Genomic DNA, 24703 nt, shown 5'->3' on the forward strand with positions numbered 1-24703 from the left:
GCCGAGCAGTTGCCATGAAGTCTTCACTGAGGTTCCCTACGAGTATGCCGAGGCATCTGCTAGCCGTTGAGCACACCAAGATCAGGGCGCTGCGCGAGCAGGCTGGGCTCACTCCGCAGGAGCTTGCTGATCTTGTGGGGGTCACGTACCGCGTGGTCGTGTACTGGGAGGAGGGCAGGTATGTGCCCGAAGCCAGGAACGTGCGGCGGCTCGCCGATGCTCTGGGCTGCGCCACCGCCGACCTCACGGGTACGCCCAGCGGGTCCGAGACGCTGGTTGACCTCCGCTATGCCGCTGGTCTCACCGCAGAAGAGGTCGCCACCCGCCTTCGCGCGACTGCCGTCGGCCGTGATCTATTCGTGGACGCACACAAAGTCCGCAGCCTGGAGCGGGGCCGTCAGGTGTCCGGCTGGAACTGGAGGAAGCCGGGGCACACGGGTCGGCTCGTGCAGCAGCTGGCGACCGTGTACGAGGTGCCGGTCCGGATGGTGATGGACGCCTGGATGCGTACGCGGCCAGCTGATGAGCCCCCGCGTCTGCCCGAGCGGGAGCGGCTCGGTCCGCCGGCGTCAGCGGTCGAGGGCTGGGAGGCACTGAATGAACGGCAGCGGGTCTATCTGGGGGCAATCCTGCGCGATGACCAGATGACTGAAACGGAGATGTGGATGCGCCGGCAGAACCAGGTTAGGGTTCCGCCGGCCAAGCAGTGGCGGAAGTTGCCGTTCGCTCTCGACGCACCCAGCGAAGTAGTCGGCCACACGCGCCTTCAGCAGCGCCTGCGGAGCGCTGGCGTCCACGATCAAGGGGCCGGGGCCACCCTCCACTCGCTGGAGCGGCTGGGACTGATCAAAGTGACCAAGGACCGCGTAGAGGTTCCGGGGGTCGGCGAGGTGGACCGGACCCTCGTGGAGATTACGCGCCGCGGCCGTGCCTGCGCCCGCGCTGGGCTGGGAGAGCCCGCGGAGTCGGCGCCTCCCGCGCATCTGCTGTCTGAATGGCTGTGGGGCGTTCTGCTCCGTGTCGCCGCGGCTGGCCCGGAAGGTCTCCACGAGAGCGAGCTGTCGGGCAAGTCCCTGTTCTACTTGGCTGTCGGCTATCGGCCAAAGCGCCAGGCGCATCCCAGCAGAGGCTTCATCGAACTACGTCCCCGGATGGCACCGGGCGATACGCACGTCCTCGAGTACCGGTGGCACACCACCGCTCTCGGGCAGCAGCACATTGCCTCCTACCTGCACGTCTACACGGAGATGTACCCAGCTACGGCGTCTCCGCCGCAATGATCATTTAGGGCGGTCCGAGGCCGTTCCGGGGGCATTGTCAGACCCGTGGTCTACCGTCGTCTCCCGTGACGACCCATGTCGATGATGACGGCTTGACGTTCTCGCATTTCGAGGCGTTCCGCCTGATCAACTTCACCTTCATCAAAGCCTGTCAGACGATCACCGCACCGGACCTGACCCCGAGGAACCGGGCCGAAAAGCTGATGCGGTACCACGGGGACTTGCTCGCCGCGTACGGCCCCGGAGTGCCGCTGTCGTTCGGCGAGTTCCGCCGAAGGCTGCGCGGTCCCATCGACGGCCTGCTCCCGCCGTGGCTGGACCGGTCCGGCTTCGGCGATCTCGACTTTCCCGTTGTCGACGCCGAGGGCTGCGTCACCGGCAACGCCTTCGATCTGCAGTGGGAGACCTCCCAGCTGCACCGGATTTTGAAGCGGCTTCAGCGGATCGGCCGGATGCGGTTCACCGAGGAGCAGCTTCAGGACGAGATCGACCAGGATCAGATGTACGAGATCCTCAAGGGCCGCGGTGACGTCCAGTACGTCAAGGACCGCACCACGCTGGTGGAATGCCCGGCCGGCACTTCCGCAGAGCTGAACAAGCGTGGTTTGCCCCTCAACGCGATCGGCTTCTACGAGCCGATCCCTTACCACGCCGTCTACCGCACCTGGTGGTTCCCCTGCACGGTGTGCAAGTGGCCCATGAAGATCAGCAAGCGGATGAGTGCGGGCCGCGAGTACTACCGCGTCGCCTGCCTCTACAGCCGTCACGCCGATACCGGCGCCAGCTTCATGTTCCGCCCCACGTCCGGAGACGCGCCGCAGCTGCATCCGGACAGCCCCGACACCCCGGCTCCGCACGAGGCAGCGCTCGCGCTGGGCACCACCGGTGCCGTGCCGGAGGCGAAGCCGGTCGAGGGGCATCTGGCCCTCAAGCGCGGCGTGTGGCGCTACACCTGCGTGCCCGGCCTGCACGAGCTGCGTCTGCACACCGTTCTGCTGGAGCGGCTGGCCGCCGCACTGGCAGATGTGGACGAGGCCGTCAGGCTCTGGCCGATGAGCGACGCCTACGACCATCGCATCGAGGTCAAGGGCCCTGACGGGAGCACTCACGTCTTCACCGTGGATGTGAAGGACTACACCCACGGCCGTGTCCTGGCCGAGAGCCTGCACCGCAACGAGGGCGACAAGGGCGGCGCCGAATGGCTCGTCGTTCCCGACCACCGGGCCGACCAGATCCCCCTGCTGACCGTGACCTGCCGCAAGTACGGAATGAAGGCCGCGACCATGACCGACTTCGCCAAGATGGTCTGCCAGAGCGCCGGGGTGGTGTGGGCATGAGCCAGATGACTGTCAGGGACGCCTTCGTCCGCGCCGCGCTTGCCCTGGCCGCCCACTACTTCCCCCAGCAGGATGACGACGGCAAGCCGCTGGCCTCCTTCCGCCACGCGGCGTTCTTCGCCAGCTGCAAACCGCAGGCATGGGAGAAATGGAATGAGCTGGGCAGTGAGGAACGCTTGCTCGTGGCCGAGGTGATGAAGCTCAGCAACCCCGACCTCGCCGACGAGAAGCGGTTCGCCTCCGCCGCGCGGATCCTCCTGGGCGCCATGGACAGCGCCGACGAGGAGGACGAGGAGACCACCCTCCAGCTGTTCACCCTGGCCGGTGATCCTCTTACCGCCACCGCTGCCTACCCCCTCTTGGGAGGGGACTACCTCGGCTACGCCAAGAGCCTTCTCGCGCCCTTCCGGCGGCCGAGCAGCCGGCGCAAGCCCCACGAGTTCGCAGCGCCGGGCCAGACGTACGAGACGAGTGAACGCACCGAGGGCAACGAGATCGTCCACGGGCGCGTGACCATCCCCCGCTTTCCCGCTTTCACCCAGCCTCTCGGCCACGACACGCTTCCCGCCCTCACCACCCGGCCCAACGTCGGCACAGTCCCGGTTTACGTCCAAGATCTCAAGGACATCGCACAGCTCCTGGACACTCAGTACGAGAACACAGAGGCGGGCCCCTGGCTGTACAAGGTGCTGACGGGCCTGCTCGACCGGGTCAAGGCACGCGATACCGACACCGTCAACGTGCTGAACCTCCTGGCCGGCAGCACCCAGATCTTCCACGCGCCCACCGGAACCGGTAAGTCCGTGCTGGTCCGGCTCCTGGGCTCGTGGGCTGCGCTCAACGACTACCGCATCACCCTCCTCGTTCCCGACGTCAAGGCCACACTCGCTTCTGTCTGGGACATCAGCCGCGACCTCGAGATCCTGCACGAAGCGGGCAAGACCGAGCACCTGGCGACGTGCGCACCGCTGATGTCGCCGTCTTCACGGCACGAGCGGGCCCTCAAGCACGCGGCCCTCGTCAAGGAGGACCCTGACGCCCCCGGGGAATGGGGCAAGCGAGGCCGCCGTGACGTCGACCACCTCGCCTATGGATGCGCACAGCAGCACTGGCTCGACTCCGCCGGCGTCTACCGCCCCGGCAAGGAGAACTGCCTGAGCCTGCGCGGCGGCGGAGAGATGCTGGCCTGCCCCTGGATCCCGACCTGCGGCAAGTTCACCCCCGCCTACCAGGCCGCTGACGCCACGGTGATCGTCACCAACCACCACAACTTCATCCAGGGCACCATGCGGGTGGGCATCCAGATCGACGGCCGCCCGGTCCGGTCCGTCACCGTCCGCGAGTTCGTGCTCCGCGCCAGCGACTTCGTCATCATCGACGAGATCGACGCCTTCCAGGCCGTCGCCGTCGACCGGTGCGCCACCACGGTCGACTTGCACTCCCGGCGCCCGTGGACGGCAGAACCACAGGTCCTGGACACCGCGGCCAAGCACCTTCCTCTGCGCTTCGAGGACCAGCTCATCGAACCGGTCAGCCACGTCCGGCTCATGGCCGAGTCCCTGCTGACCGGCCTGTGCACCAAGGCATTCCGCCTCAACCATCACGACGACACCCGAGTCCCGCGGCTGCGGCACGAATACGACTACGAGGGCTGGCGCCTGCCACGCTCCAAGGACCGCGAGCTCATCAGCCTCCTGTTCCCCGAATACCAGGTCAGCGACGGCCAGCCGCTTCCCGCCGAGGCCATCCACCGGCTCAATGCCCTGGTACCGGCACCCGACCTCGGCAAAGACGACGAGATGGCTCCTGCACCCATGCTCTTGGATCCCGAGTGGGAACGAGTGAGCAGCGTCCTCGGGGCCGTCGTGTCGCCGCGCGGCATCAACCAGCGCGACGCGCTCAAACTCAGGCTCCACGAGGCCCTCGCCTCGATGATCAGCGACGGCCGCGCACGCAACCGGGCCATCGACCACCTCCTCATCCGCACGCTGATGAGCGAACTGGACGTGTCGCTCGCCGTTCTGCGCGACACCGCCCAGTCCCTGCGTCACTCCGGGCTGCTCACCGCCAACCGCATCATCGACTCGATGCGCTCCGGCGGCATCGCCGACGTACTTCCGCACGGAACAATCGGCAGGCCGATCAACGGCTACCGGGTCACCGGCATGAAGAACCCGGAGAAGGACGCCAAGCTCTCCACGCAGCAAATGGCCGGCGACCCGCACACCTACGTGTCGGAACTCGGCGGACTCGTCTCACTGATCACCGCCGGCGTGGAGCGGCCCATCTTCGGGCTCTCCGCCACGGCCTACTTCCCCCAGGCGGTCAAGGAGCACGTCCACGCCCCCGTGATGTGGTGGATGACCGACGCCCAGGAAGAATCCATCCTGGTCGAGTCCTCGGCCGTCACCTACGGCAACGGCCACCGCAAGGCCGGAGAACGCATCCCGATCGCCGGCCAGTTTCCCTCCGACAAGCCCGAAGCCCTGCGCGAAATCGGTGAACGCCTGTACGAGACAAAGCTGTCGAGGAAACTCACGCGCCTGGCCAAATCGGAATCGACCCGCGCCCGCGCCCGCGTGATCCTCACCGCCAACAGCTACGAACAGTGCGGCCACATCGCCACCGGCATCGCCAAGGCGAAAGGGCTCTCCCACCGAGTGTGCGTCCTCGTCCGGGAAGAAGACCGCCTCAGCAACGTCCGCTACCTCCCCGACCCGTCACTGGTCCGCCGTATCACCGTCGAGGAGGTCGAGGAATTCCCCCAATTCGGCGACATTCTGGTCGCTCCCCTGGCTAACATCGCCAGAGGACTCAACATCGTCGTCAATCTCCGCTCAGCCATCCACTCCATCTACCTGTGCGTGAGGCCCCCGCTGATCATCGACGATCCCACCTGGATGTACGGCAGTGTCAACGCCGCAGGCATCAACTCGTTGCCCGCATCCGGTGCGTCGGATCCCGTCCAGGCTCTGCAGACGGCTCGCACCGCAGCACGCGACCACCTGGCCACCATTCTGCGCTCCTCCCCGCAGCTGTCGACCATGGACCTCGTCCTCCAGGAACAGATGGTCGCCGGAATGCTGGTGTCCCTCATCCAGCTCGCCGGCCGAGCACGACGCGGCGGTACCAACATGGAACTGCACTTCGTGGACTACGCCTTCCACGACGAGACGTGGAGCTCCGACCTGGCCAGCATCATCGAACGCATGGCCTCCCGGTGGCTGCCGGAAGAACGCCGGCAGATGGCCGAACTGTACGGCGAAGCCGTCAACGCCTTCCTGACCTACGCAGGCGTCGACCTCGCCCTCTCCGCATAGCCCAACGCTTCTTCGCGAAAGAGATCACAGCATTGAGCGACACCACCGCGACTCTCCCGAACACCCTCACCCTGCGCTGCACCCCCGAACTCGTCCAGGGCCAGAAGGTGTACGTACGGATCTTCCCGCGCAGCGTGCGGGAAGAATGGGAGAAGCTGAAAAGCAACGGAGACGACGAGCAGAAAAGCCAGCAGCATCCGGACGAGAAGAAGAACCTGCCGTACTCAACCGCTCTGACCTACCTGAAGTTCAAGACCGGCGGGTACGTCCACCTTGACCGGTACCTCAACTTCCTGGTCTCACTGGAGAAGATTGACGACGAGACCCTGCGCCACGTCTTCCGGTGCGTCGTCGGCTACAGCAAGGGGCTGAACACCGACCAGGCCGTCCTCCTCGACGTACCGCCGGTGGCCGAAGCCATCGCGAACACGCCCGAGCAGGAGTTCGAGATGACGCGCTTCCTCAAGCCGGTGTCCGGCAGGCAGCCGAAGTGTCCCGACTGGATGTACGTGGCCGTGCCCTGGGTGATCTCCAAGAAGCTCGCCCAAGAAGAGTTCACCATCTACGACCTCGTCCCGATCACCAAGAAGGTCGCCGACAAGGAGAAGGACGGCTCCCCCAAGCTCGACGCAAACGGCGAACAGGTCTACAAGAACCGCACGATCGGCTGGAAGGCCAACCCGAACAAAAGGGAAGTCACCTACCTCCCCGACAGCCGGGGCGGCCTCATCGCCTGGGATCACCCCTTCGGACGCAAGTACAACCTCCGTGACGACGCAACCGAGGTCAACGAGGCCACCAAGGCCCAGTACGCGATGTCCCGGCTCTCAGTGGTCATGAAGACCGAGCCCAACGTCGTCCACCCCGTCATCTTCCTGGACGCCCACGTCACCCGCGTCCACAGCAACATGGTCTACGCCAAGTCCACGCACATCTACCAGGGCAGCGACGGCCTTCCCATCCTGCACACCGAGCTGGTACGCAACGGCAGTGTCCGAGCCGTCAACCAGCGCGCCCTGGAACTGCTCGCACGCGACGAGATGGACATCAGCGTCCTGCAAGCGCTGCAGACGCGCGTCACCGAAGAGCGGGACCTGCTGGAAAGGGCCGCCGAGAAGGGGGAATTCCCCTCGTTCATCACCCCTGACGCCGGCGTCATCCGCCCGCTCATGCCGCAGAACGACAACTTCGCTGTCGGCACGGGACCTGGCACCCTCCACCTGCGGCTCCTGGCTGAACACGTCTCAAAGGTGCTGGGCGAGAAGGCCACCTGGGTCGACTTCACGGTGGAACCGATGACCTTCGAGCCGCGCCCCACGGACAAGCAGAAGATGGCCCCGCAGGAGCGTGCAAGCCGCATCGAGGCCGGCGAACTCCTCCACACCATCGGCTTTCCCCCGCCCGAAGAGATCACCGCCTCCGTGAAGGCCCAGGGCTTCGAGCACCTGCGGATCGTATGCCTGTGGTACCGCTGGAACACTCGCCTACGCATGATCAACGCGCTGTCCCTGGCGTTCCCGGACGGCCCGCCCATCGGCGATCCGGAGCCAGGTGAGGAGGTCTTCCTCGCTCCCGGCATCAGCGTGGTGTTCCGCCAGGCCGAGCGCTTCCTGTCACACGGCGACGAGATCAACCGGAGCGTGGAGTTCAAATCCCTCGAAGAGGACTTCGTCGACAGCGAGTCGCAGGTAATGGTCGGCGCCTGGTGCGAGACCGAGATCCCGGCCCTGAAGAAGAAGGACGGAGAGAAGCGGAACGCATTCCTGCTGCGAAAGGAGCGCTATGACGGGAAATTCCAAGTCCGCCGCTTCCTGGCTAAGAAGGACTTCGTCTGTCAGTTCACCACGGGAATGAAACCGGGATCCTTCGGAAACCCCGCAACAGAAATCAGTCCTCCGAAGCCGGGGAAAGACCACGCCGCCTACATGGCGCTCCTCGACCTGTACCGCTCACTCGGGATCATCGACCAGCGCCTCGCGCGGGCCATCGCGAAGGACAGGAAGGGCCACGAGGCGGGGAAACTCGTCTACTGCGGGATCCACGCCCGCCGGCAGGCCAAGACCGCCGACGGCAAGCACACCAAACGCATCATCGTTGCCACCGCCCTGTTCCCGCCGGAGGAGGAGGGCGACGACGCCTGGACGATGCGAGCGTGGACGCCCCAAATCGGGGCCTGGGTGCCCTACCGGGAGGCAATCGCCGCCTTCCACGCCAGTGACTACGCACTCCACGTCGACGGCAAAGGCGAGACGGACAAGGAACGCTGGGCAGAAGCAGCAGCACACGTCGAAGACGCCCTCTCCAGCCTCGTCCGCGACGAGCTGGAACCCGGCATGGGCTATGTCGTCATGGTCGATGGGCACGCCTGCCGACGGATGTGGACGGGCCTGCACAACGAGAATCAGAGCTACCAGGAAGAGGACATCACCGATCCGCGCACCTGGCTGCCGGGGTACGGCAAAGGCAAGAACGCTCCTCGCAAGAAACCGAGCGCGGTCATCCGGATGAACGTCGCCGCGGACGAGGTGCCCCAGTACGTTCCCGTCCCTCGCGAGAGCGATCCGGACACCGAGAAGGAATCCATCCTGTTCGCATCGGCCAAACTGCACCGCGCCGACGTGGACTTCGGGAATCCCTTCTGGATCCTGTTCAACATCCCGCGCAACTATCAAGCCAAGGGCGGAGACCTGGGCAAAGCCATCACTCGCTGGGATGCCGACCCGGGCAAGGGCGGGGAAGAGGGGGAGCGGGAGACGAATGAGCTCAAGGCTCCGTGGTGGGCCGTCACAGCGACCGAGATCTACCCAGTCGGTGCGGCCGATGGGGTCGACCGGACGATGCTCGCACGGGCGACCGCGCGCTTGTGTCACCAGACCATCGCTTGGTCCGACCGCTCCCGCTACCCCGTCCCCTTGCACGCAGCCAAACAGCTCGACCTCGACCACCCTCAATACCGGCGGTCGGCGCCGCCCGAGGAACAGGGAGATGACGCAGCCGACGAGTAGCCCATGGGCGCGTCGCTGGCGACGATGCCAGAAGGAAAGGCCGGCCCACCTCCTGGGCCGGCCGATGGCGGTTAGCGGTGTCGAATCAATGCGCTACTGATCCAGGTCGTGTGACTGGTCGTAGACGCTGTGAACCGCCCCTGATAGCGGCCGATCTCGGGGCCAGACACGCTACTCACCGGCACGGCAGGGCGGGACTACATAGCGCGGGATCGCCGGTAGGCAAACCGGCGATCCCGCTCGTCATTGATCGTCCACCGGCACTCCCTGCCCATACGTCGATAGGCATCTCCCGACGGCCACAGACCAGCCGCGAACCGCGCACGGCCCACAGGCTGACAAGCAATCACGCCGCCGCGTAGCTCGCTCGGAACAGATCCTGCGCCCGCTCCACGTCTCGCGGCGTACGCAGCTGCACCTCCAGATCACCCGTCCCGTGGTGACCGAGACCGGACACGTCACGGGTGAAACCCGGAACGAGGTCGACGTCCTGCGGGTCGACCTTCAGGTAGACCAGCAGCTTGCTGCGCTGCGGCGGGCAGAGGCAGGCGAAGTTCCGCAACCGCTGATACGCCCGGTACTGCTTGCGCTCGACGCGGTTCACACCGTCCCCGATCCCGAGCAGTGCCTCGTCGACAGCATCCGCCAGCTCCACCATCGACGCGCCCTGGACGTCGGCCGCATCCCGGGCAACCGCCTGGCGGCGCGCCCGGCGTACTACCTGCATGCCGCCGCTCACAGACGCCACGGTCTCAAGGCCGAGCAGGTCGCTGCCGAAGAGTCGGTAGCGGACCAGATCGATCGACCGCCGGTGCTCGCGCACTGCATGCACGTCGTAGCGCGTGAAGTCGCCGGCGATACAGATCAGGCGAGGGCCGCTCCACAGGACCTGGGACGCGGCCGTCACCCCGAGCCGGTCGCGGACCACGTGCTCGAACTCGGCGCGATGGTCCATCAGCCATGCCAGGTAGAACAGGCCCTGGTTGATGACGCCGGCATCGACGCCGCGCTTGTACTCGACGATGACCGGCGATCCGTTCTCGTCCAGCCCGAGCGAATCGATCCGGCCCCCGTGAACCGGCCCCGTGCTGTACTCACTCGCCAGGAATCGGACGCCCAGCAGCGTCTCCATGTGCGCCTCGACAAGGCCCTGCACATCTGCCTCGACATCAGCAAGATGCGGCGTGACCTCGGTCACGTCGCTATTCGTCGTGTCCTTACGGAACAGCTTCAGGCCCGACACCTTCCCCTCCTCGGCTCGGAGATCGTAAACGCCGATGAGGTGCGGGATTGTTTCCGCGAGAGGCTTCGGAGGCGTGGAAATGATGTGATCTTCAGCATTAGTTCGGAGTCGGCGATCCGTGCCTGCTCCGGGGCGGTGCCTTGGACCGCGGTGACCAGGGTCTCCCAGACCTGCGAGCGGCCGAACCAGAAGTGCTGGAGGGTCTCGATCCAGGCGTAGACGTACTCGTCGAACTCCGCGCCAGAGGCACGCAGGAACTCCACCGGGACCTACGCCAGTTGCTTCGCCCGCTCGTTCTCGCGGCAGATCACCGCCAGGTAGAAGGTAGAAGGAGGTGAGCTAGTTCCCGGCGTGCAGGTAATCCCGCGGGCCGGTCGCGGGCAGCTTCCGCGCCTCGTCCAAGGTCCCGACCCGGCAGGCCACCGGGCCCTCCTGCGCCGTGCCGGCGGCGAAGAGCGCGGAGCCCACCTGCATGGCGAGAACCCACGACTCCCAGGTTTCGAGGTCGCCCGCAACGGGGTCCTGGAGGCAGTGCCACTTCGCCACCGAGCGCGAGAACGACAGCGCGTCGTAGCGGTCGTCTTCGGATGCCTCGATCCCCTCGATGGCGTCCTGGGCGGCCGCGACGACCGGCTCCATGGCCTCCGCCATGTTGTCCGTACGGAAGTGATGGCGGGGAATGCTCGTGTGGCTCACGTGGGGAACTCGCCGAGCCAACCGCGGCGCAGGAGGTGCTTGGGCAGGTACTCGGACTCGACCTCGATCGTGATCTCCCCGTCATAGGCGAGGCAGGCAATGGCGAGCGGGCCCAGAGCGATCCGCCCGTCGGGGTCCTTCGCCCTCCCCGTCGGCAGTCCAATACCCCTTGTGCAGCTCCAGCGCCTCCACCAGCGCCTGGTGGAAGCCCTGCTCATCTTTGGTAACGAAGCGGTGGAAGAGGTTGATCGGTGGGTAGAGCACGGCCTGCAGCAGAGGCCGGGGAGAGACCGAAGCCACGTCTGAGTGCGACGTCTCGAGCGCGGAGATGAGCTTGTCCACCAGCCCCGGCCGCTGCAACCAGTACGTCTGCAGTACATCCACCCAGTGGTAGATGTACTCGTCGTAGGCCCCTTGTGGTGAGCGGAGACGGTCAAGCGGGATCTCGCAGAGCTCCGTCATTCGCTTCTGGTCCCGGCACACAACGGTCAACCAGAACGACGTCAGCCAGTTACCCGCGTCAGCGAATGAACTCGGACCGAGCGCTGGGATATTGCGCAGCTCCCGGTTGATTCGGCACTCGACGGTGCCCTCGCTCACGCCTGCCGCGGCGAACATCGCAGAGCCCAGCTGCATCGCGTTGACGACCGCTTTCCACGTCTCCAGCTCCACGGCTCGCGGATCGATCGTGCAGCGGGCTTGCAGGTACAGAAGAGCGGTATTGAACGTGAGTCGATCGTCTCCGAGGACTGCTCGAGTTCGTCGATGTCCTCCGTCAGGTCCTGGCCCAGCTCCTGCGCCCACTCCGGAGCATTAGGGCTTGGCGCACTATGCCGAGGAAGCGTGACGGTCACGGTGGGACCTCCCGGGAGCCAAGGAATTTCGTCGTCACCGCTTCGATGAACGCGGCAGCCTCGATCTCTGTGATCTTGACATGGTCGACGACCGGCGCCGTGATCACGGCCACGTTGCCCATACGGAATGCGTGGCGTGGGATGACCATGGTCATGTGTGCGCCTCACGTGGGGTGCGGTGTTACGCGTCGAACTCGCCGCGCCAGGCGAAGTCGATGAGGGCCTCGGGGAGGTAGTCGGTCTCGACCTCGACCGGGATGCCGTTGGCCTTGGCCAGGCAGGCGATCGCCAGCGGGGCGAGGGCCACGACGCCCAGGATGTTGTGGGTGCGGTCCTCGTCCGCGGTCCAGTACTCCTTGTGCCAGCGGACGGCGTCGGCCAGGGCCTCGTTGAAGCCGGCGGCGTCGTTGCGCAGGTAGCGGTAGAGCATCATGATCGGCGGGTACCGGAGCTTGCCCATCTCTTCCGCGTCGACGACGCGGGCCTGCTCGGGAGCGCTCAGGTCCACGGCGCGCACCAGGTGCGTGCGCAGGTCGTCCCGGTGGAGCCAGAAGCTCTGGAGGGTCTCCACCCAGGCGTAGGTGTACTCGTCCAGGGCGCCGCCGAAGTCGCGCAGCAGGGACACCGGGATCCGGGCCAGCATGTCGAGGCGGGCTGCTTCACGGCAGATGACCGCGAGGTAGAAGGCGTCGAGCCAGGTGTCCGCGTTGAGGTAGGTCTGCGGCCCGGTGGTGGCGAGGTGGCGCTCCTCCTGGCGAATCTTGCAGGTGACCGCCTCCCGGTCGGGATCGGCGGCGGCGAAGACGGCCGAATGCACCTGCATGGCCAGCAGCCAGGACTCCCACGTCTCCAGCATGACGGCACCGGGGTCCCCCACAGAGCGGACGAGTGCGACGTTCAGTGACTCCATGACGGCATCCGACCTGGAGTTGTGCGAGGTCTCGATCTTCTCCAGCGAATAGGACAGTGACTCCTCCATGACGGGAACCACCGCCGCCATCGTGTCCTTCTGATAGTCCTGGCGCGGAATGCGCGTTGCCATCTGTTCCAGGTGTCTCACGTGGGGAACTCGCCGCACCAGTTGCGCTTGATGAGGACGGCGGGCAGGTACTCGGACTCGACCTCGATGGGGATGCCCGCGTCGTGGGCGATGCAGGCCATGGCGAGGGGGGCGAGGGCGACGAGGCCCGAGATCTGGAAGGCTCGCTCCTCGTCGCTCCAGTACTGCTTGTGCCACTGGAGGGCGTTGGCCAGTGCCTTGCTGAAGCCGTCCTGGTCCTTGCGGATGAAGCGGTGGAACATCTCCATGGGGGGGTACAGCAGCTTGCCCACCGTCTCAGGGTCGTCGACGGCTTCCGGGTCGGTGGCGTCGACCGCGGTCACCAGCTTCGGGACGAGGTCCTGGCCGCTGAGCCAATAGGTCTGGAGGGTGTCGATCCAGGCGTAGTCGTACTCCCCGAAGCGTGAGCCGTTCTCCCGTAGCAGGGACAGGGGTACACGGCACAGGGCTGTGATCCTGTCCTTCTCTCGGCACACCACAGCCAGGTAGAAGGCACTGAGCCAGGTTCCCGGGTGTACGTACCACTGCGCGCCGGTGGCCCGGAGCGTGCGGTCCTTGTGCGCGATGCGGCACTGCACGTGCTCCTCGGTCGTGGTCGCGGCGGCGAACAGGGCGGAGCCGACCTGCATTGCGTTCACCCAGGCGTCCCACGTGGGGAAGATCGCTGCCCTCGGGTCCATCAGGCAGTGCGCCTCCGCCAGGGTGAGCGTGGTATCCAGGGCGTCACCCAGATTGGCAGAGCTCGCTTCCAGACCGTCGATCAGTTCCTGTGCATTCTCCTGGAGCACGGCGAGGCCCTCTTCCGCGTTCCCTGTGGGAAAGGGGTGGCGGGGGATGTTCGAGACCAACGCGTTTCTCCTTAGAAAATTTTGAAGTGCTTTAGCTCAGCACCAGCATACTTACCGGTGTTCTCGGTGGCCTGGACGAGAACGTAGCGCAGGGTCTTGTTTTCGATGGCCGTCATGATCTCCTTGGCGTATTTGGCGTCTTTCGGCGACAGAAGTGCGCGTTCCCGCATATCGGCACAGATTGTGCGGACGTACTCGAGGGTGCCCTGCTTCACCTTGGTGCCCCTGTCGAACTTTCCGTTGCCCTGGCGCCATTCAAGTGTCCCGTTGGGGCCCTTCGCCTCGACGATGATGAGGTTGCCGTCTTTGTCACGCCAGAGCTGGTCGAACCTCTTGGATCCGTTGGGGGTATCGGGAAGGTCGGTGATCTCCCTGGCCCCTTCGAACTCCTTTTGCAGGAGCATGTGCCGGCGTGCAGCCTCCTCGCCGAGGGCCTCGCCGAGCTTGGTGTTGTTGGAGACGCCCTCGCCGACCGTCTTGTTGAAGTGATCCTGCGCGTCGTCGAGCGCCTTCGCCATCTCATCGGTCGGGTTGGCGTCGAATGCCTTCTCGGCAGCGTTCAGGTCCATACCCGCCACACGCTTGGCAGAAACGTCGTCGAGGTGGTTGAGGTCGCCTAGCGAACCGACCGTGTCCCGGTCGCGGCGGAGGTCGTCGAGGTGGTACCTCTCCGGGTTCGCGTACGGCAGGTTGTCGGCGGCCATCCAACCGCCGCCCGGCTTCTCGACGAGCTTCGGCAGGAGCTGGCCGTCGACCATTTCCTCGGCGTTGTTGCGCTTGCCGGGCCCCCACTTGTCGTAGTGCTCCGCGCGCCAAACCGGGTCCTCATTGGCCAACCGGACGTGCTCGCGGGTAATGGCCGCCCGTTCTGCGGGCGTCCGGTCGTCGGCTGGCTTCGCGCGGGCAGCGTCGTACTCCGCTCGGTGAGCTGCGTCGTCGGAGCCGCGGGCCGCGTCATCGCTGCCTGGGTGGGCGGCGCCCGTCGACGGGGTGTCTGGGTGGCCACCGCCCGGGATGCCGTTGTCGGTCGTGGAACCGCCTGGCACGTTGTGGTCGCCGCCCGTGGACGGGGTGTCCGTGTGGCCCGCGCCGCCCGTGGGGTTGTCGCCGGTGCGGCTGGTGCCGCCTGCCCCGTTGTCCAGGTTGTTCGTGGGCATGTGGTCGCCCGCATTGCCGCCAGGGGTGTGGCCCACGGTGCCGCCCGGAGTCATGTCGGGGCGGCTGGCCGTGAGGTCGTCGCTGGCACGCACCGGGTCGGATATTTCCGAGCCGACGCGTGTGATGTCGTCGCTGCGTCCGCCGACGCCGGCCGGGACCCGCTGTTCCTGGCGGACCGTGGTCTCGACCCGTGGGTTGTCCGCGCCCGCCTTCGGGTTGGGGACATTCTCCCTCCTGGCCTCATCGCCCTTCTGGAGGAGGCTCCCGTCCTCCCTGTACAGAGAGCCATCGCTGCCCATGTACTTCCCCGGGCCGCCGAGTGGGTTCTTCACCGTGTCCGGCGGGAGGGTGACCGTGTCTTCGGGCAGCTTGATTCTGCCGCCCGGGAGCCTAGTCGCCCCCTCCGGAACGGCGGCGTCCTTGGGTAGCTGGATCGTGCCGTCCGGCAACTTTTGGGAGCCTTCGGGCAGGCTGTAGGTGCCGTCGGAGATCTTCGGGACCTCGACGTGGCCGGCTTCCTTGAGGCCAGCCATTACACCGCGGAGCTTCGTCAGGCCGACGCCTGCGCCCTTGGCGACGTAGGTCATCGGATCGATGGCCTGGGCCACCTTGCTACCGACGGAGATGGCCTTGGCCGCCGTGGCGGCCTTGCCCGCGCCCGCTACGGCGCTGCCGCCGCCCCGGGTGATGACGGCGCTCAGGACGTTGAAGGTGACAGCGCCTGCGGCCCGAGAGTTGTTCGATCCCCACTGGTCCCAGGCGACGAACGCTTTTCCGGTCTCAAGCATCGCGGTACGCGATTCCCGCAACCAGGAGGGAAGCATGTGCCCGGGTGTCGTGAAGTAAGGGGCGGCCAGGAAGGGCATGGCGGTGGTGATGGTGATGCCGGTGGAGAGCTTGGCGAGACCGAGCCATGCCTCGCCGGCGGCGTCTCCTCCGTGCCCGCCGAACAGGGTTTTCAGCGCCTCGACGCCGGCTCCTGCGCCGTCGACGACGAAGCCCTTGCCGAATTCCCAGGCGTGCTCCCACACCTGCCACCCGGGAATGGATTCCTCGACCGCGTCGCCCCAGGGCAGGCTCTTGGCCTGCTTGAGGTCTTCGGCGTTGTAGCCGTACCCCGTCTTGTGGGTGGCGTCGATGACGTGGAGTGCCTTGCCATTGACGAGGCCGACGATCTTGGCGTGGCAGTTGCGCTCGGCTTCCTGGAACGCGGACCAGACTTCGGCGATCTTGTTGCGGCGGGCCAGGTTCTCGTCGGTCAGGTCGCCGTCTTCGCTCCAGTCGTCTTCGGCGGCCTCGTTGGCTTGGAAGTCGGCGGCTTCTTTCTTGAGCTGCTTGAACTTCTCGATCAGAGGGGTGATCTCGCGGGCGTAGGTGCCCAGTGCCTTGGCGATGACGCGCATGTCCTCGCCGAGGTCATGTGCCGTGTCCTCCACCGGTTTGGTGACGCCGAACAGCTGCTCCGCCTCGGGTGCCTTGTAGAAGGCGGCCAGGCCGCCGAAGGACTTGTGGACGTCCGAGCCGGCCGTTTCGATCGTGGAGCCGCCGCGGGAGAGCGCCTTGATCTTGGTTTCGAGAACGTCCAGGTCCCCGGTGAAGACCGGTACGTCGGCCGGATCGACCGGTCCGCCACTCACTTCTTCTTCCCCCCGAAGTCCTTGAGAGCATCCAGCCGCACCCTGTAGGCGGCGCTTTGGGCATTCTTGGCCGCTTCCAGGTCGCCCTGGACGTATTCATTGGTGGCTTTGGCGGCGCCCCAGACGGCGGCCTGGCAACGGTCGGCCATCGCCTTCATGCCCTTCTTGCGGCCGTTCACGTACTCGACCAGCGCGGCGGCGACCGGGCCCGTGGCCGTCTTCGGCAACAGGTCCGGGGCCACCGGTCCCACCGGCTTGTACCCCGACGCCGACATCAGCCCGTTCGGTGACGTGGTGGCCTGCGTGCCCGGCACGGCCGTACCGGCCGCCTGGGCGGCCTCCTGGATGTCGGCGAGCAGTGTGTTGAGGGCTGTGCCGAGGTCTTCGGCGTGCGTGCCGACGACCTTCAACTGGCCCTGCACTCCCTGCGGCCGAATGTCCCATGACGCCACGAATGCCCCCGTATTCCTCATCTCTTGCACCCACGCACCACGACCCGCGCGACACCGCCGCCTCCACGGAGGCCAACAACCCATCGGCGCACCACAAAGCAGTGTTTCCGTCTGCTGGTGCGCTGGGGGTGGTTCAGCCGATGTTGTCGACTGCGGCCTTCGCGCGTGCGAGTGTCTGGTGCGCGGTGGAGTCGTTCTTCTCCAGCGTCGTCTTCAGCAGCTGGATGATGCTCCGGACCTCCTGCGAGGCGCGGTTCCAGCGCTGCTCCTTGCCGTGGTACTCCTCGGCGACACCATCCGCCGCGAAATCCGCCATCGCCGCCTTGACCTGCGCATCACGCGCCGCGATCACCTGCTCCAGACGGCCGATCACCGCCTGGATGTTGCCCTGCGCCTCCGCTGATGCACCCGAGTCGTACGAACGACGGTCCATGCCAGCAGCCATCACAATCACTCCCCCTAAAGACTCTGTGTACTTCCGTAGCTACCGGGCTGTCAGCGGCCTGAGAAGCGGGCCGCGTCGAAGTTCGCCGCCGCCATCTGCGTCCGGGCGTTGTCGGCCTGCTCCTGCACGCCCGAGCCGAATGCCGACTCCATACCCGACTGGCCGCCCACAATCGCGGACAGCGCGCTGTTCAGCGACGCCGTGATCTCGTCCGCGTTCGCCTTGAAGGAGTCGAACGCCGCCTTGCCTGCGCCGTTGAACTTGCCCTCCAGCGGCTGCGCTGCTTGGACGAGTTGGTGGATCAGCGTCCCCAGTTCCGTGCTCGATCCCTGCGACTTCGACCTCAGGGTCGAGAGCGTCTGTGCTCCCATGTCGAACTTCATCGGGCTCCCCCTGCCAGACTTGACGATCGTATGTGCGGTCATGCCTATCAACTGGGACATGACCGGTGCAATTCACAATCCCGATGCTATGACGAGGGTGTGACAATGGCTCAAAGGTGCCAGGGGCCGCACCCGTCACTTGCGCAATCAGGCGTTCCTACTCGCCTTTGAGATGCCGCATGAGGCGTTCGAAGTCCTGCCAGCCCGACAGGTCGGAGGGGTCGCCGGGCAGTGGGTAGTACAGCGCGGGGCGGGTCTTGGGGCCGAGGGGGACGGGCGGCTGGGACAGCGGGGTGTGGCGGGTGCGGTCGTCGGGCATCTGGTGGACTTCCTCAGCGCCGAGTACGAAGGCGAACGGGACGCCGGGTCCCTCGAAGCGGGGCGGCACGGCCAGGTCGCGGCGGGCTTTGCGGATCTGTACGAGCATTGAGGTGAGGCGGTGGCGGGTGGCGAGCAGTTCCGCGGCCCTGGGCAGGGCCTCCACCGGCGGCTCCTCGTCAGCTCCGTAGCCGAACGCCAGCGTGACGTATTCCTCCACGCCTGCCTTCGTGCGCTTGACGCGTATGGTGGCGATGCCGGGCCGGTCTGGGCTGCCGACCACCACGAACCAGGTCGGTGCTGGTGCCCGCTCGTAGGCGATGTCGGTCATTTGGCGTGGTGACCAGGGGAGGGTGGCGGGTTCTGCGGTTCCCCAGCCGGCCGGGGGCTCGCCGGTGAGTTCGCGCCATATCGCTTCCAGTGCGCCGCCGAGTACCAGACGTTCGTCGGCGGGGTGGGTGGTGCGGAAGGTGATGGCCAGCTGGCGCTCGCACGTGATCTCGACATCTTGGTAGGCGGCGGCCAGCGGGGTGCGGGGGTCGTCGGCGGTGGCGTCGGGTGACGCGACGGGGGCGAACATGCCGTCCTGCCAGGACAGTACGGCTCCGGTCAGCCCGTCGTAGTAGCCGTCGCGTTCGTCTCGTAGGACCCAGCGGGAGGGCCAGTGGCTGAGGCTGTCGCGTACGGCGGGGGAGAGTGTGGTTCCGGGCGGGGTGACGATCTGCAGGCCCAGCTCGGCGTTGGCGGCTGTCTGGTATGCGTGCGAGAGCCAGGCTGTCATGGCGACCACGGGGCGGTCCTGGATGACGACGGCGACTTTGTCGGTGAGGACGTCGACGGTGGCCTGACCGGCGGCGGGGTCGGCGGGGGTGGGTGCGACGTTTACGCCGTCGGTTTTCACCACGGCGAGGTTGTGGGCGGCTTCGGGTGGCCAGGCGGAACCGTTGGCCAAGGTGGCCAGCCGGGCGGCGAAGGTGCCCGCCAGGCGCTCGGCGTGCTCGACGCCGGTGGTGGCGCGGGCTTCCGTCCACCAGTAGGGGATGGGTGGTGGGGTAGCGCCGAGGAGCCGTTCGGCTTCGCCGGGGACCTGGACGAGCAGCGGGGCCTCGACGGAGACGAGGGGGCGGCCTTCCTCGTCGCAGAGTCGTATGACGGCGCCTTCGCCTGTTGTGTCGACGAGGTTGTCGGAGCCTCCGGAGAGTAGGCCAGCGAGCATGGTTGCCGGGTTGGGCATGCGCTGGGTGAGGGCGATGACGTCCTTGGTCATGTTCTCGTCCGGTCCTTCGTCGTTCGTGGCATGGATCCCAGCGATCCGTGGGTCGCATGGGACGCGTGCGCGGGCTTTGGGTCCGCGATGCGTCAGCCGGCGGTGTACACGGTTTGGATCAGGCGGTTGGGCTGTCCTCTGCGGATCAGGACGCCGCGGCCCGGTGGCTGCTGGGAGGCGTAGACGCCGGGGAAGAGCTGGCCTTCGCCGCGGTCGCCTGCCATGAGGAGTGCGGAGGATCCGGACTCGCGCAGGCCCTGGACGAGGGGTTCGTAGATGCCGCGGGAGGCGCCTGCGACGCGGCGCGTCAGGACGAAGTGCAGGCCGATGTCGACCGCGGAGGGGACGTAGGGGAGGAAGGGGGCAAGCGGTTCCTGGCCGGCGGTGGTCAGGACGTCGTAGTCGTCGACGAGAACCACGATCCGCGGACCGCCGCCCCAGCTGCCGGGCTCCAGGTCCTCAAGGCGCGCGCTGTCATCGGGCAGCCGCTTGTCCAATTCGGTGGCGATGCCGGCGGCGAGGCCCGCGCACAGCTTGGCGTTGTACGCGTATCCGCCGTTGAACTCCTCGGGGATCGCGCCGCGCAGACTGCGCCGCGGGTCCATGACGGCGAAGACCAGCTCGTCCTCGCTGAAACGCTCGACGAGGCCGCCGGCGATGGTCTTGAGGAGGTTCGTCTTGCCGCACTCGCTGTCGCCCATGATCAGCAGGTGCTGGTCATGCTGGAACAGGTCGAGCAGAGCGGGTTCGAGGGCCGTCTGGTCCAGGCCGATGGGCACCCGCTGGGGTTCGGCGACCGGGCCCGGCAGGAGGTGGGGCTCCAGGAGGTGCGGCAGCACCCGCACCGGCTGGGCCACCTCACCGCTCCAGGTGGCGCGGATCGTCCGGGCCGCACGCTCCAGAACCGCGCCCATGTCCGCGGTATCGGCGAGTGAGTCCGTCCGAGGAAGCGCGACCTGCGCGAAGAGCTTGCCGGCGGTCAGGACGCGGCCGGGCTCGTCGGGCGAAAGAGTCACCGCCAGCTTGCTGTCGATGCTGGACTCGCTGGGATCGTTCAGCCGCAGCTCGACGCGGGTGCCGAAGTTCGACTGGACGGCGATGCGCACGTCGTTCCAGCGCAGCATGCCTGCCACGACGTGGATGCCGTAACCGCCGCCGCGTTGAAGGATGTCGGCGACGGCGTCCTCCAGCTCTTCGAAGTCGTCGCGCAGCGCCCCGAAGCCGTCGATGACGAGCACGATCTCGGCGGAGGCCAGCTGCGGCAGCCGGCCCGCCGCGTGCAGGTCGCGCAGCTGATCGACGGAGTCGATGCCGTGCTCGCGGAAGAGGTCCTCCCTAGCCGCGAGCATGTGCCGTACCTCGTCGACGGTGCGCGCCACCCGCTCACGGTCGACGCGACCCGCGACACCCCCGACGTGAGGAAGGCCCGACACGGCCGCCAGGCCGCCGCCGACGAGGTCGAGGCCGTAGATGCCGACCTCCTGCGGGGTGTGGGTCAGCGCGAGTGAGAGGACGAGGGTCCGCAGAAGCGTGGTCTTGCCAGACTGCGGGCCGCCGATGACGGCGGCGTGGCCGCCCGCCACCGTCAGGTCCAGGTACCAACGGCCCTGCCACTGCCTGGCCGGATCGTCGAGCAGGCCCAGCGGCACCTCTAGTGGGCCACGGCGCCCCGCGAGCTGCATACCGCGCGTGCCGACGTCCAACGGTCCGGCGACCGTGTCCAGGGTGATCGCGTCGGGCAGCGGGGGCAGCCAGATGCGGCGCACCGTACCGGCGGCGTTCGCCAGCTGCTCGACCATGACGCCCAGCTCGGTCGGCCCCATCTCGCGGCGCCGCACCGTCGGCTCCTGCGCGTCCGAATCCTCGGCGGAGGACAGGGTGTTGAAGGTGTCGTAGGGAAGGGCGAGGGGTCCGCTCTCCTCGTCGCCCGGGCGCTGTACGGGGCCGCGGTAGGCGCCCGAGACATAGCTGGCCTTGAAGCGGTCGTAGTGGCTGGTGTCGACCTTGAGGTAGCCGAATCCGGGCAGCGGCGGCAGGTGGAAGGCGTCCGCGGTGTCCAGGACCGTACGGGATTCGTCTGCGGAGAAAGTGCGCAGGCCGAGCCGGTAGGAGAGGTAGGTGTCCAGGCCCTTGAGATGGCCGCCCTCGATGCGCTGGCTGGACAGCAGCAGGTGCACGCCGATCGAGCGGCCGATGCGGCCGATGGACAGGAACAGGTCGATGAAGTCCGGTTTGGCGGTGAGGAGTTCGCCGAATTCGTCGATGACGACGAACAGGTGCGGCAGCGCCTCCAGATCGGGACGCCGGCTGGCGCGCAGCGCGGCGTAGTCACCGATGTCGGCGATGTTGCCCGCGTCCTTGAGGACCTGCTGGCGGCGTTTGACCTCGCCGGCGAGCGAGGCGTGGACGCGCTCGACGAGGCCGGCCTGGTTCTCCAGGTTGGTGATGACGCCAGCGACGTGCGGCAAGTCCGTGAACGGTGCGAAGGTTGCGCCACCTTTGTAGTCGACCAGGACCAGCGCGAGGTCCTCCGGCGGGTGGGTGGTCGCCAGGGCGAGGACAATGGTGCGCAGGAGTTCCGACTTCCCCGAGCCGGTGGCGCCGACGCACAGGCCGTGCGGGCCCATGCCGAGCTCGGAGGACTCCTTCAGGTCCAAGAGCACCGGCTCGTGGGAGTCGTTGATGCCGATGGGTACCCGTAGGAAGGCACGTTCGCCGCGCGGCGCCCACAGGTGTGAGAGGTCGAGTTGCGCTACGTCGTCGACGCCGAGCAGCTCGGCGAAGTCGACGGGCCCGGTCAGGGGGGCGTCGGTGAGCGATTCGGCGGACAGGCGCAGCGGTGCCAGCATCCGGGCCAGGCCCTCGGCGAACGGGACGCTGACCTCGTCCACGGTGCCGTGGGCGCTGACCGGCTCCTGTGCGCGCAGGTCCTCGATGATCACCTGGTCGCCGTCGACAGTGATCCGCACGCCGACATGCCCCGGCTCCTGGACCCGCTGGTCGAGCAGGTGCAGGACGGTGACACCCATCTCCCGCAGACCAACTGCCTCGTCGGGACGCGGCAGGTCGACGGCGTCCTCCCCGTGTCCGTCGGCGACGACCAGTAGCCGGGACGTCATGGACAGGGCGTCGTTGTCCGACAGGCCGCGCCGCACTTCGGCCGCGTAGGAGGCGCGGCGGCGCAGTTCGGCGCCGAACTGCCGGGCGAGCTGGGGGACGGAGGGGGCGATACGGCGAGCGGCGACGGGGCCGTCGAACTGCTCGGTGTCGAGCAGATGCGGCATCCACTTGGCCCACGCCCAATCGTCGAGCCGATCCCCGGGCACGGCCAGCGCTATGGCCACGTCGTCGGGGGCGTGCAGGGCGCCGGCCTGGACGAGCAGGGCGCGCGCGATGCGCAGGCAGTCCTCGCGGGGGCCGATGACGCTGATGTTGCCGACGCGGTCGAGCGGGACGGTGAGCGGGAGTTCGGTGCCGGTGCGGAAGCGGGCCATCAGCGCCGAGGCTTCATTGAGCATGAAGCGGTCGGGTGGGGTGAGGACCGACGAGCCCTGCTGAGCGATCTGCAGGTCGCGCACGGGCATCTCGCCGGTGCCGACCCGCACGCGCAGGAAGTCGCCGTCGACGCGGCGGCGCTCCCACAGGCGAGCCGGATCGCGCACGATGTCGTACAGGGCAGGCGGCGGCGGATTGAGGACGTCGGCATGCTCGCGCCTCTGGCGCTCCTCGGCGGAGAGCTCCTCGCGCAGATCCTCCAGGTACGCGAGATACGCCTCCCGCTGGGTGCGTCGGGTGCGCTGGGCCTTGCCACGCTGCGAGAAGACCAGCGCGACCGAGCCGATGACGGTGACGACGAGGATGATCGCGCCCAGCCCTGCGAACTGACTGTTGCGCACGACCGTCATCATCACCACGGACGACATGACACCCGCGACGGGCAGCAGCGACATCGCGATATTGCCCGCCTTCCCCTCGGGGAGGTTGGGCGGGGCCTCGATGATGCGTGCGGTGGAGGCGGCCGGGGGCCGGGTGGTCCTGGCCGGGCGGTGGATCAGTCGGGTACTCATCATCGTCCGTCATTCACGATCGGGCTCGGCATCTGGTCAGTGACGCTGCTGGGAGAGGGAGAGCTGGAAGACGTCCGCGGCGAGGCGGGCGGCGGCTTCCCTAGTCGGGTGAGCCAGCAACTCGGTATGGACCGGGCCGCCGGCTGCCAAGTGCCGGTCATACGGCAGGACCTGGACGCTTGCCCCGGTGGACTTGAGTTTCTGGGCGGCCTCGTCGAGGTCGAGTCCTGAGTGGGGCACCAATTCGGTGAGCACGACGACCGTGCCGGCGATCACGTGCCGGGGCAGCGCCTGCATCCACTGGAGCACCGAGTACGTGCTGGTGATGCCTTCCGGCGTGGCGGGTGTGGTCAGAACGCGGCCATGGGCGGCGGCGAGTGCGACCCGGCCGACTTCGGCGGGCAGCGTCTCGCAGTCGATGACCATCACACCGAAGTAGCGGCGCAGCGCCACCACAGCCCGCTCGTATGCCTGGCTGTCCAGCATCACGCCGATCTGGCCCTGGCTCGCGGGCAGCAGCCAGGCGTTGTTGGGGAGTTGGACGAGATAGCCGGTGACGTCGAGCAGTGACATGTTCGGTTTGACGATGTCCGCGATATCGCTGGTCGTCCAGCGACACGACTTGGCACCGAGCCGCAGCGGCAGCGAGCCGAGCGCCGGGTCGGCCTCTAGGAAGAGGACCGGGTCCTGCCGGTAGTGCGCGTACGTGGTGCCCAGCAGCGCAGCGACGGTCGACTTGCCAGACCCGCCCCGGATGGACGTGACGGCGATCTGCCGCCCCGTCGTCACGGGCTGCTGCAGCACCGCAGCGGTGCGGGTGATCTCGGCGACCTCGCGCGCGGCCGACGAGGAAAGCGTACGGCGCAGGGCACGTGCGGCACGCGCCGCGAAAGGCTCGCCGTGCCGCGGCTTGCTGCTTAGCGTGCCGGCCAAGCCCTCGTCCACCACGGGCCGGGAGCCAGGTGCGCTGGGGGGATGGGGGCCCAGAGTGTACGCGGCCGGGGCCTGCTGCTCCTGCCGCTGTTCCTGGTGCCCAGCCTGCTCCGGGGGCCAGCTGCCCGGATGACCCGCCTGCTGCTCCTGCCCCCGGTACGGGTAGCTGGCCTGCCGCGGCGCGCCACCGCCATGGGCGGTGCCTGGCGCCTGGGCGCCCTGCGCGGGCAGGGCAGGGCCCGACGCGGAAGCGGGGTACGCCTGTCCGCCGGGGCCTTGCGCACCCTGCGGGGCGCCGCCTCTCAGGTCGCGCAGCACCTCACCCTGCCAGCCGTCTCCGCTCGGCATGCCTGCCCCTCACCCCCAACTGCTGCCCCGCCCGGAGCGCCTGCACATCGAC

The 24703-nt window shown here is 67.4% G+C and carries 17 protein-coding genes and 1 pseudogene; 4 read left to right on the forward strand and 14 right to left on the reverse strand.

What is annotated here, in order from left to right:
• The first annotated feature begins 14 nt into the window (after positions 1-14).
• The 4 genes from ACZ55A_RS16030 to ACZ55A_RS16045 all read left to right on the forward strand — a co-directional run bounded on the left by ACZ55A_RS16030 (position 15) and on the right by ACZ55A_RS16045 (position 8942).
• Complete coding sequence (locus tag ACZ55A_RS16030) at positions 15-1280, forward strand: helix-turn-helix transcriptional regulator (protein ID WP_468839867.1); 1266 nt, start codon at positions 15-17, stop codon at positions 1278-1280.
• Positions 1281-1372: 92 nt separating this feature from the next.
• Positions 1373-2617: a restriction endonuclease-related protein gene (locus tag ACZ55A_RS16035; RefSeq protein WP_468839869.1), complete on the forward strand. Its 1245-nt coding sequence runs from the start codon at positions 1373-1375 to the stop codon at positions 2615-2617.
• Complete coding sequence (locus tag ACZ55A_RS16040) at positions 2614-5937, forward strand: hypothetical protein (RefSeq protein WP_468839872.1); 3324 nt, start codon at positions 2614-2616, stop codon at positions 5935-5937. The genes ACZ55A_RS16035 and ACZ55A_RS16040 overlap by 4 nt, the downstream gene beginning before the upstream one ends.
• A gap of 32 nt (positions 5938-5969) precedes the next feature.
• On the forward strand, positions 5970-8942 hold the full coding sequence (locus tag ACZ55A_RS16045; RefSeq protein ID WP_468839875.1) for an RNaseH domain-containing protein: 2973 nt from the start codon (positions 5970-5972) through the stop codon (positions 8940-8942).
• Between the two features lie 346 nt (positions 8943-9288).
• Here the strand turns inward: ACZ55A_RS16045 and ACZ55A_RS16050 are convergent, their stop codons facing one another.
• From ACZ55A_RS16050 to ACZ55A_RS16115, 14 genes and pseudogenes are all read right to left on the reverse strand, one after another.
• Positions 9289-10185, reverse strand: coding sequence for a DUF5655 domain-containing protein (locus ACZ55A_RS16050; protein ID WP_468839878.1), 897 nt, complete (start codon positions 10183-10185; stop codon positions 9289-9291).
• The gene (locus tag ACZ55A_RS16055; protein WP_468839880.1) at positions 10173-10448 is read right to left on the reverse strand and encodes an Imm49 family immunity protein; all 276 of its coding nucleotides are present in this window, start codon (positions 10446-10448) and stop codon (positions 10173-10175) included. Before ACZ55A_RS16055 ends, ACZ55A_RS16050 begins: the two co-directional genes overlap by 13 nt.
• Before the next feature lie 76 nt (positions 10449-10524).
• Positions 10525-10881 (reverse strand): hypothetical protein, encoded by a 357-nt coding sequence (locus tag ACZ55A_RS16060; RefSeq protein ID WP_468839882.1) that lies wholly within the window; start codon positions 10879-10881, stop codon positions 10525-10527.
• Positions 10878-11517, reverse strand: a pseudogene (locus ACZ55A_RS16065) (immunity 49 family protein). The gene ACZ55A_RS16060 and the pseudogene ACZ55A_RS16065 overlap by 4 nt, the downstream one beginning before the upstream one ends.
• A 214-nt stretch (positions 11518-11731) precedes the next feature.
• Entirely contained in the window at positions 11732-11890 is a 159-nt protein-coding gene (locus tag ACZ55A_RS16070; RefSeq protein WP_468839885.1) for a hypothetical protein, read from the reverse strand.
• Positions 11891-11916: 26 nt separating this feature from the next.
• Positions 11917-12777, reverse strand: coding sequence for an immunity 49 family protein (locus tag ACZ55A_RS16075; RefSeq protein WP_468839888.1), 861 nt, complete (start codon positions 12775-12777; stop codon positions 11917-11919).
• 14 nt (positions 12778-12791) lie between these two features.
• Positions 12792-13643: an immunity 49 family protein gene (locus ACZ55A_RS16080; RefSeq protein ID WP_468839891.1), complete on the reverse strand. Its 852-nt coding sequence runs from the start codon at positions 13641-13643 to the stop codon at positions 12792-12794.
• A gap of 11 nt (positions 13644-13654) precedes the next feature.
• Positions 13655-16438 carry a hypothetical protein gene (locus tag ACZ55A_RS16085; RefSeq protein WP_468839893.1) on the reverse strand — a complete coding sequence of 928 codons (2784 nt, stop codon included), beginning with the start codon at positions 16436-16438 and terminating at the stop codon, positions 13655-13657.
• Positions 16435-16890: a DUF6507 family protein gene (locus tag ACZ55A_RS16090; protein WP_468839896.1), complete on the reverse strand. Its 456-nt coding sequence runs from the start codon at positions 16888-16890 to the stop codon at positions 16435-16437. The genes ACZ55A_RS16085 and ACZ55A_RS16090 overlap by 4 nt, the downstream gene beginning before the upstream one ends.
• Before the next feature lie 133 nt (positions 16891-17023).
• Complete coding sequence (locus ACZ55A_RS16095; RefSeq protein WP_468038917.1) at positions 17024-17335, reverse strand: pore-forming ESAT-6 family protein; 312 nt, start codon at positions 17333-17335, stop codon at positions 17024-17026.
• A gap of 50 nt (positions 17336-17385) precedes the next feature.
• Positions 17386-17718 (reverse strand): hypothetical protein, encoded by a 333-nt coding sequence (locus ACZ55A_RS16100; protein ID WP_159748025.1) that lies wholly within the window; start codon positions 17716-17718, stop codon positions 17386-17388.
• A 157-nt stretch (positions 17719-17875) separates the two neighbouring features.
• Positions 17876-19303, reverse strand: coding sequence for a DUF6177 family protein (locus tag ACZ55A_RS16105; protein WP_468839901.1), 1428 nt, complete (start codon positions 19301-19303; stop codon positions 17876-17878).
• A gap of 92 nt (positions 19304-19395) precedes the next feature.
• Positions 19396-23370: a type VII secretion protein EccCa gene (gene eccCa, locus ACZ55A_RS16110; RefSeq protein ID WP_468839904.1), complete on the reverse strand. Its 3975-nt coding sequence runs from the start codon at positions 23368-23370 to the stop codon at positions 19396-19398.
• Positions 23371-23406: 36 nt separating this feature from the next.
• Positions 23407-24651 carry a MinD/ParA family ATP-binding protein gene (locus tag ACZ55A_RS16115; protein WP_468839907.1) on the reverse strand — a complete coding sequence of 415 codons (1245 nt, stop codon included), beginning with the start codon at positions 24649-24651 and terminating at the stop codon, positions 23407-23409.
• Between the last annotated feature and the right edge of the window lie 52 nt (positions 24652-24703).

Source organism: Streptomyces sp. NPDC034111 (assembly GCF_055575375.1).

Bases quoted from the DNA above. Each gene is read 5' to 3' on its own strand.
- ACZ55A_RS16030 (WP_468839867.1), top strand. From the start codon at position 15: ATGAAGTCTTCACTGAGGTTCCCTACGAGTATGCCGAGGCATCTGCTA.
- ACZ55A_RS16040 (WP_468839872.1), top strand. From the start codon at position 2,614: ATGAGCCAGATGACTGTCAGGGACGCCTTCGTCCGCGCCGCGCTTGCC.
- ACZ55A_RS16070 (WP_468839885.1), bottom strand. From the start codon at position 11,890: ATGACCATGGTCATCCCACGCCACGCATTCCGTATGGGCAACGTGGCC.
- ACZ55A_RS16075 (WP_468839888.1), bottom strand. From the start codon at position 12,777: ATGGCAACGCGCATTCCGCGCCAGGACTATCAGAAGGACACGATGGCG.
- ACZ55A_RS16095 (WP_468038917.1), bottom strand. From the start codon at position 17,335: ATGGCTGCTGGCATGGACCGTCGTTCGTACGACTCGGGTGCATCAGCG.
- ACZ55A_RS16100 (WP_159748025.1), bottom strand. From the start codon at position 17,718: ATGAAGTTCGACATGGGAGCACAGACGCTCTCGACCCTGAGGTCGAAG.
- ACZ55A_RS16105 (WP_468839901.1), bottom strand. From the start codon at position 19,303: ATGACCAAGGACGTCATCGCCCTCACCCAGCGCATGCCCAACCCGGCA.
- eccCa (WP_468839904.1), bottom strand. From the start codon at position 23,370: ATGAGTACCCGACTGATCCACCGCCCGGCCAGGACCACCCGGCCCCCG.
- ACZ55A_RS16115 (WP_468839907.1), bottom strand. From the start codon at position 24,651: ATGCCGAGCGGAGACGGCTGGCAGGGTGAGGTGCTGCGCGACCTGAGA.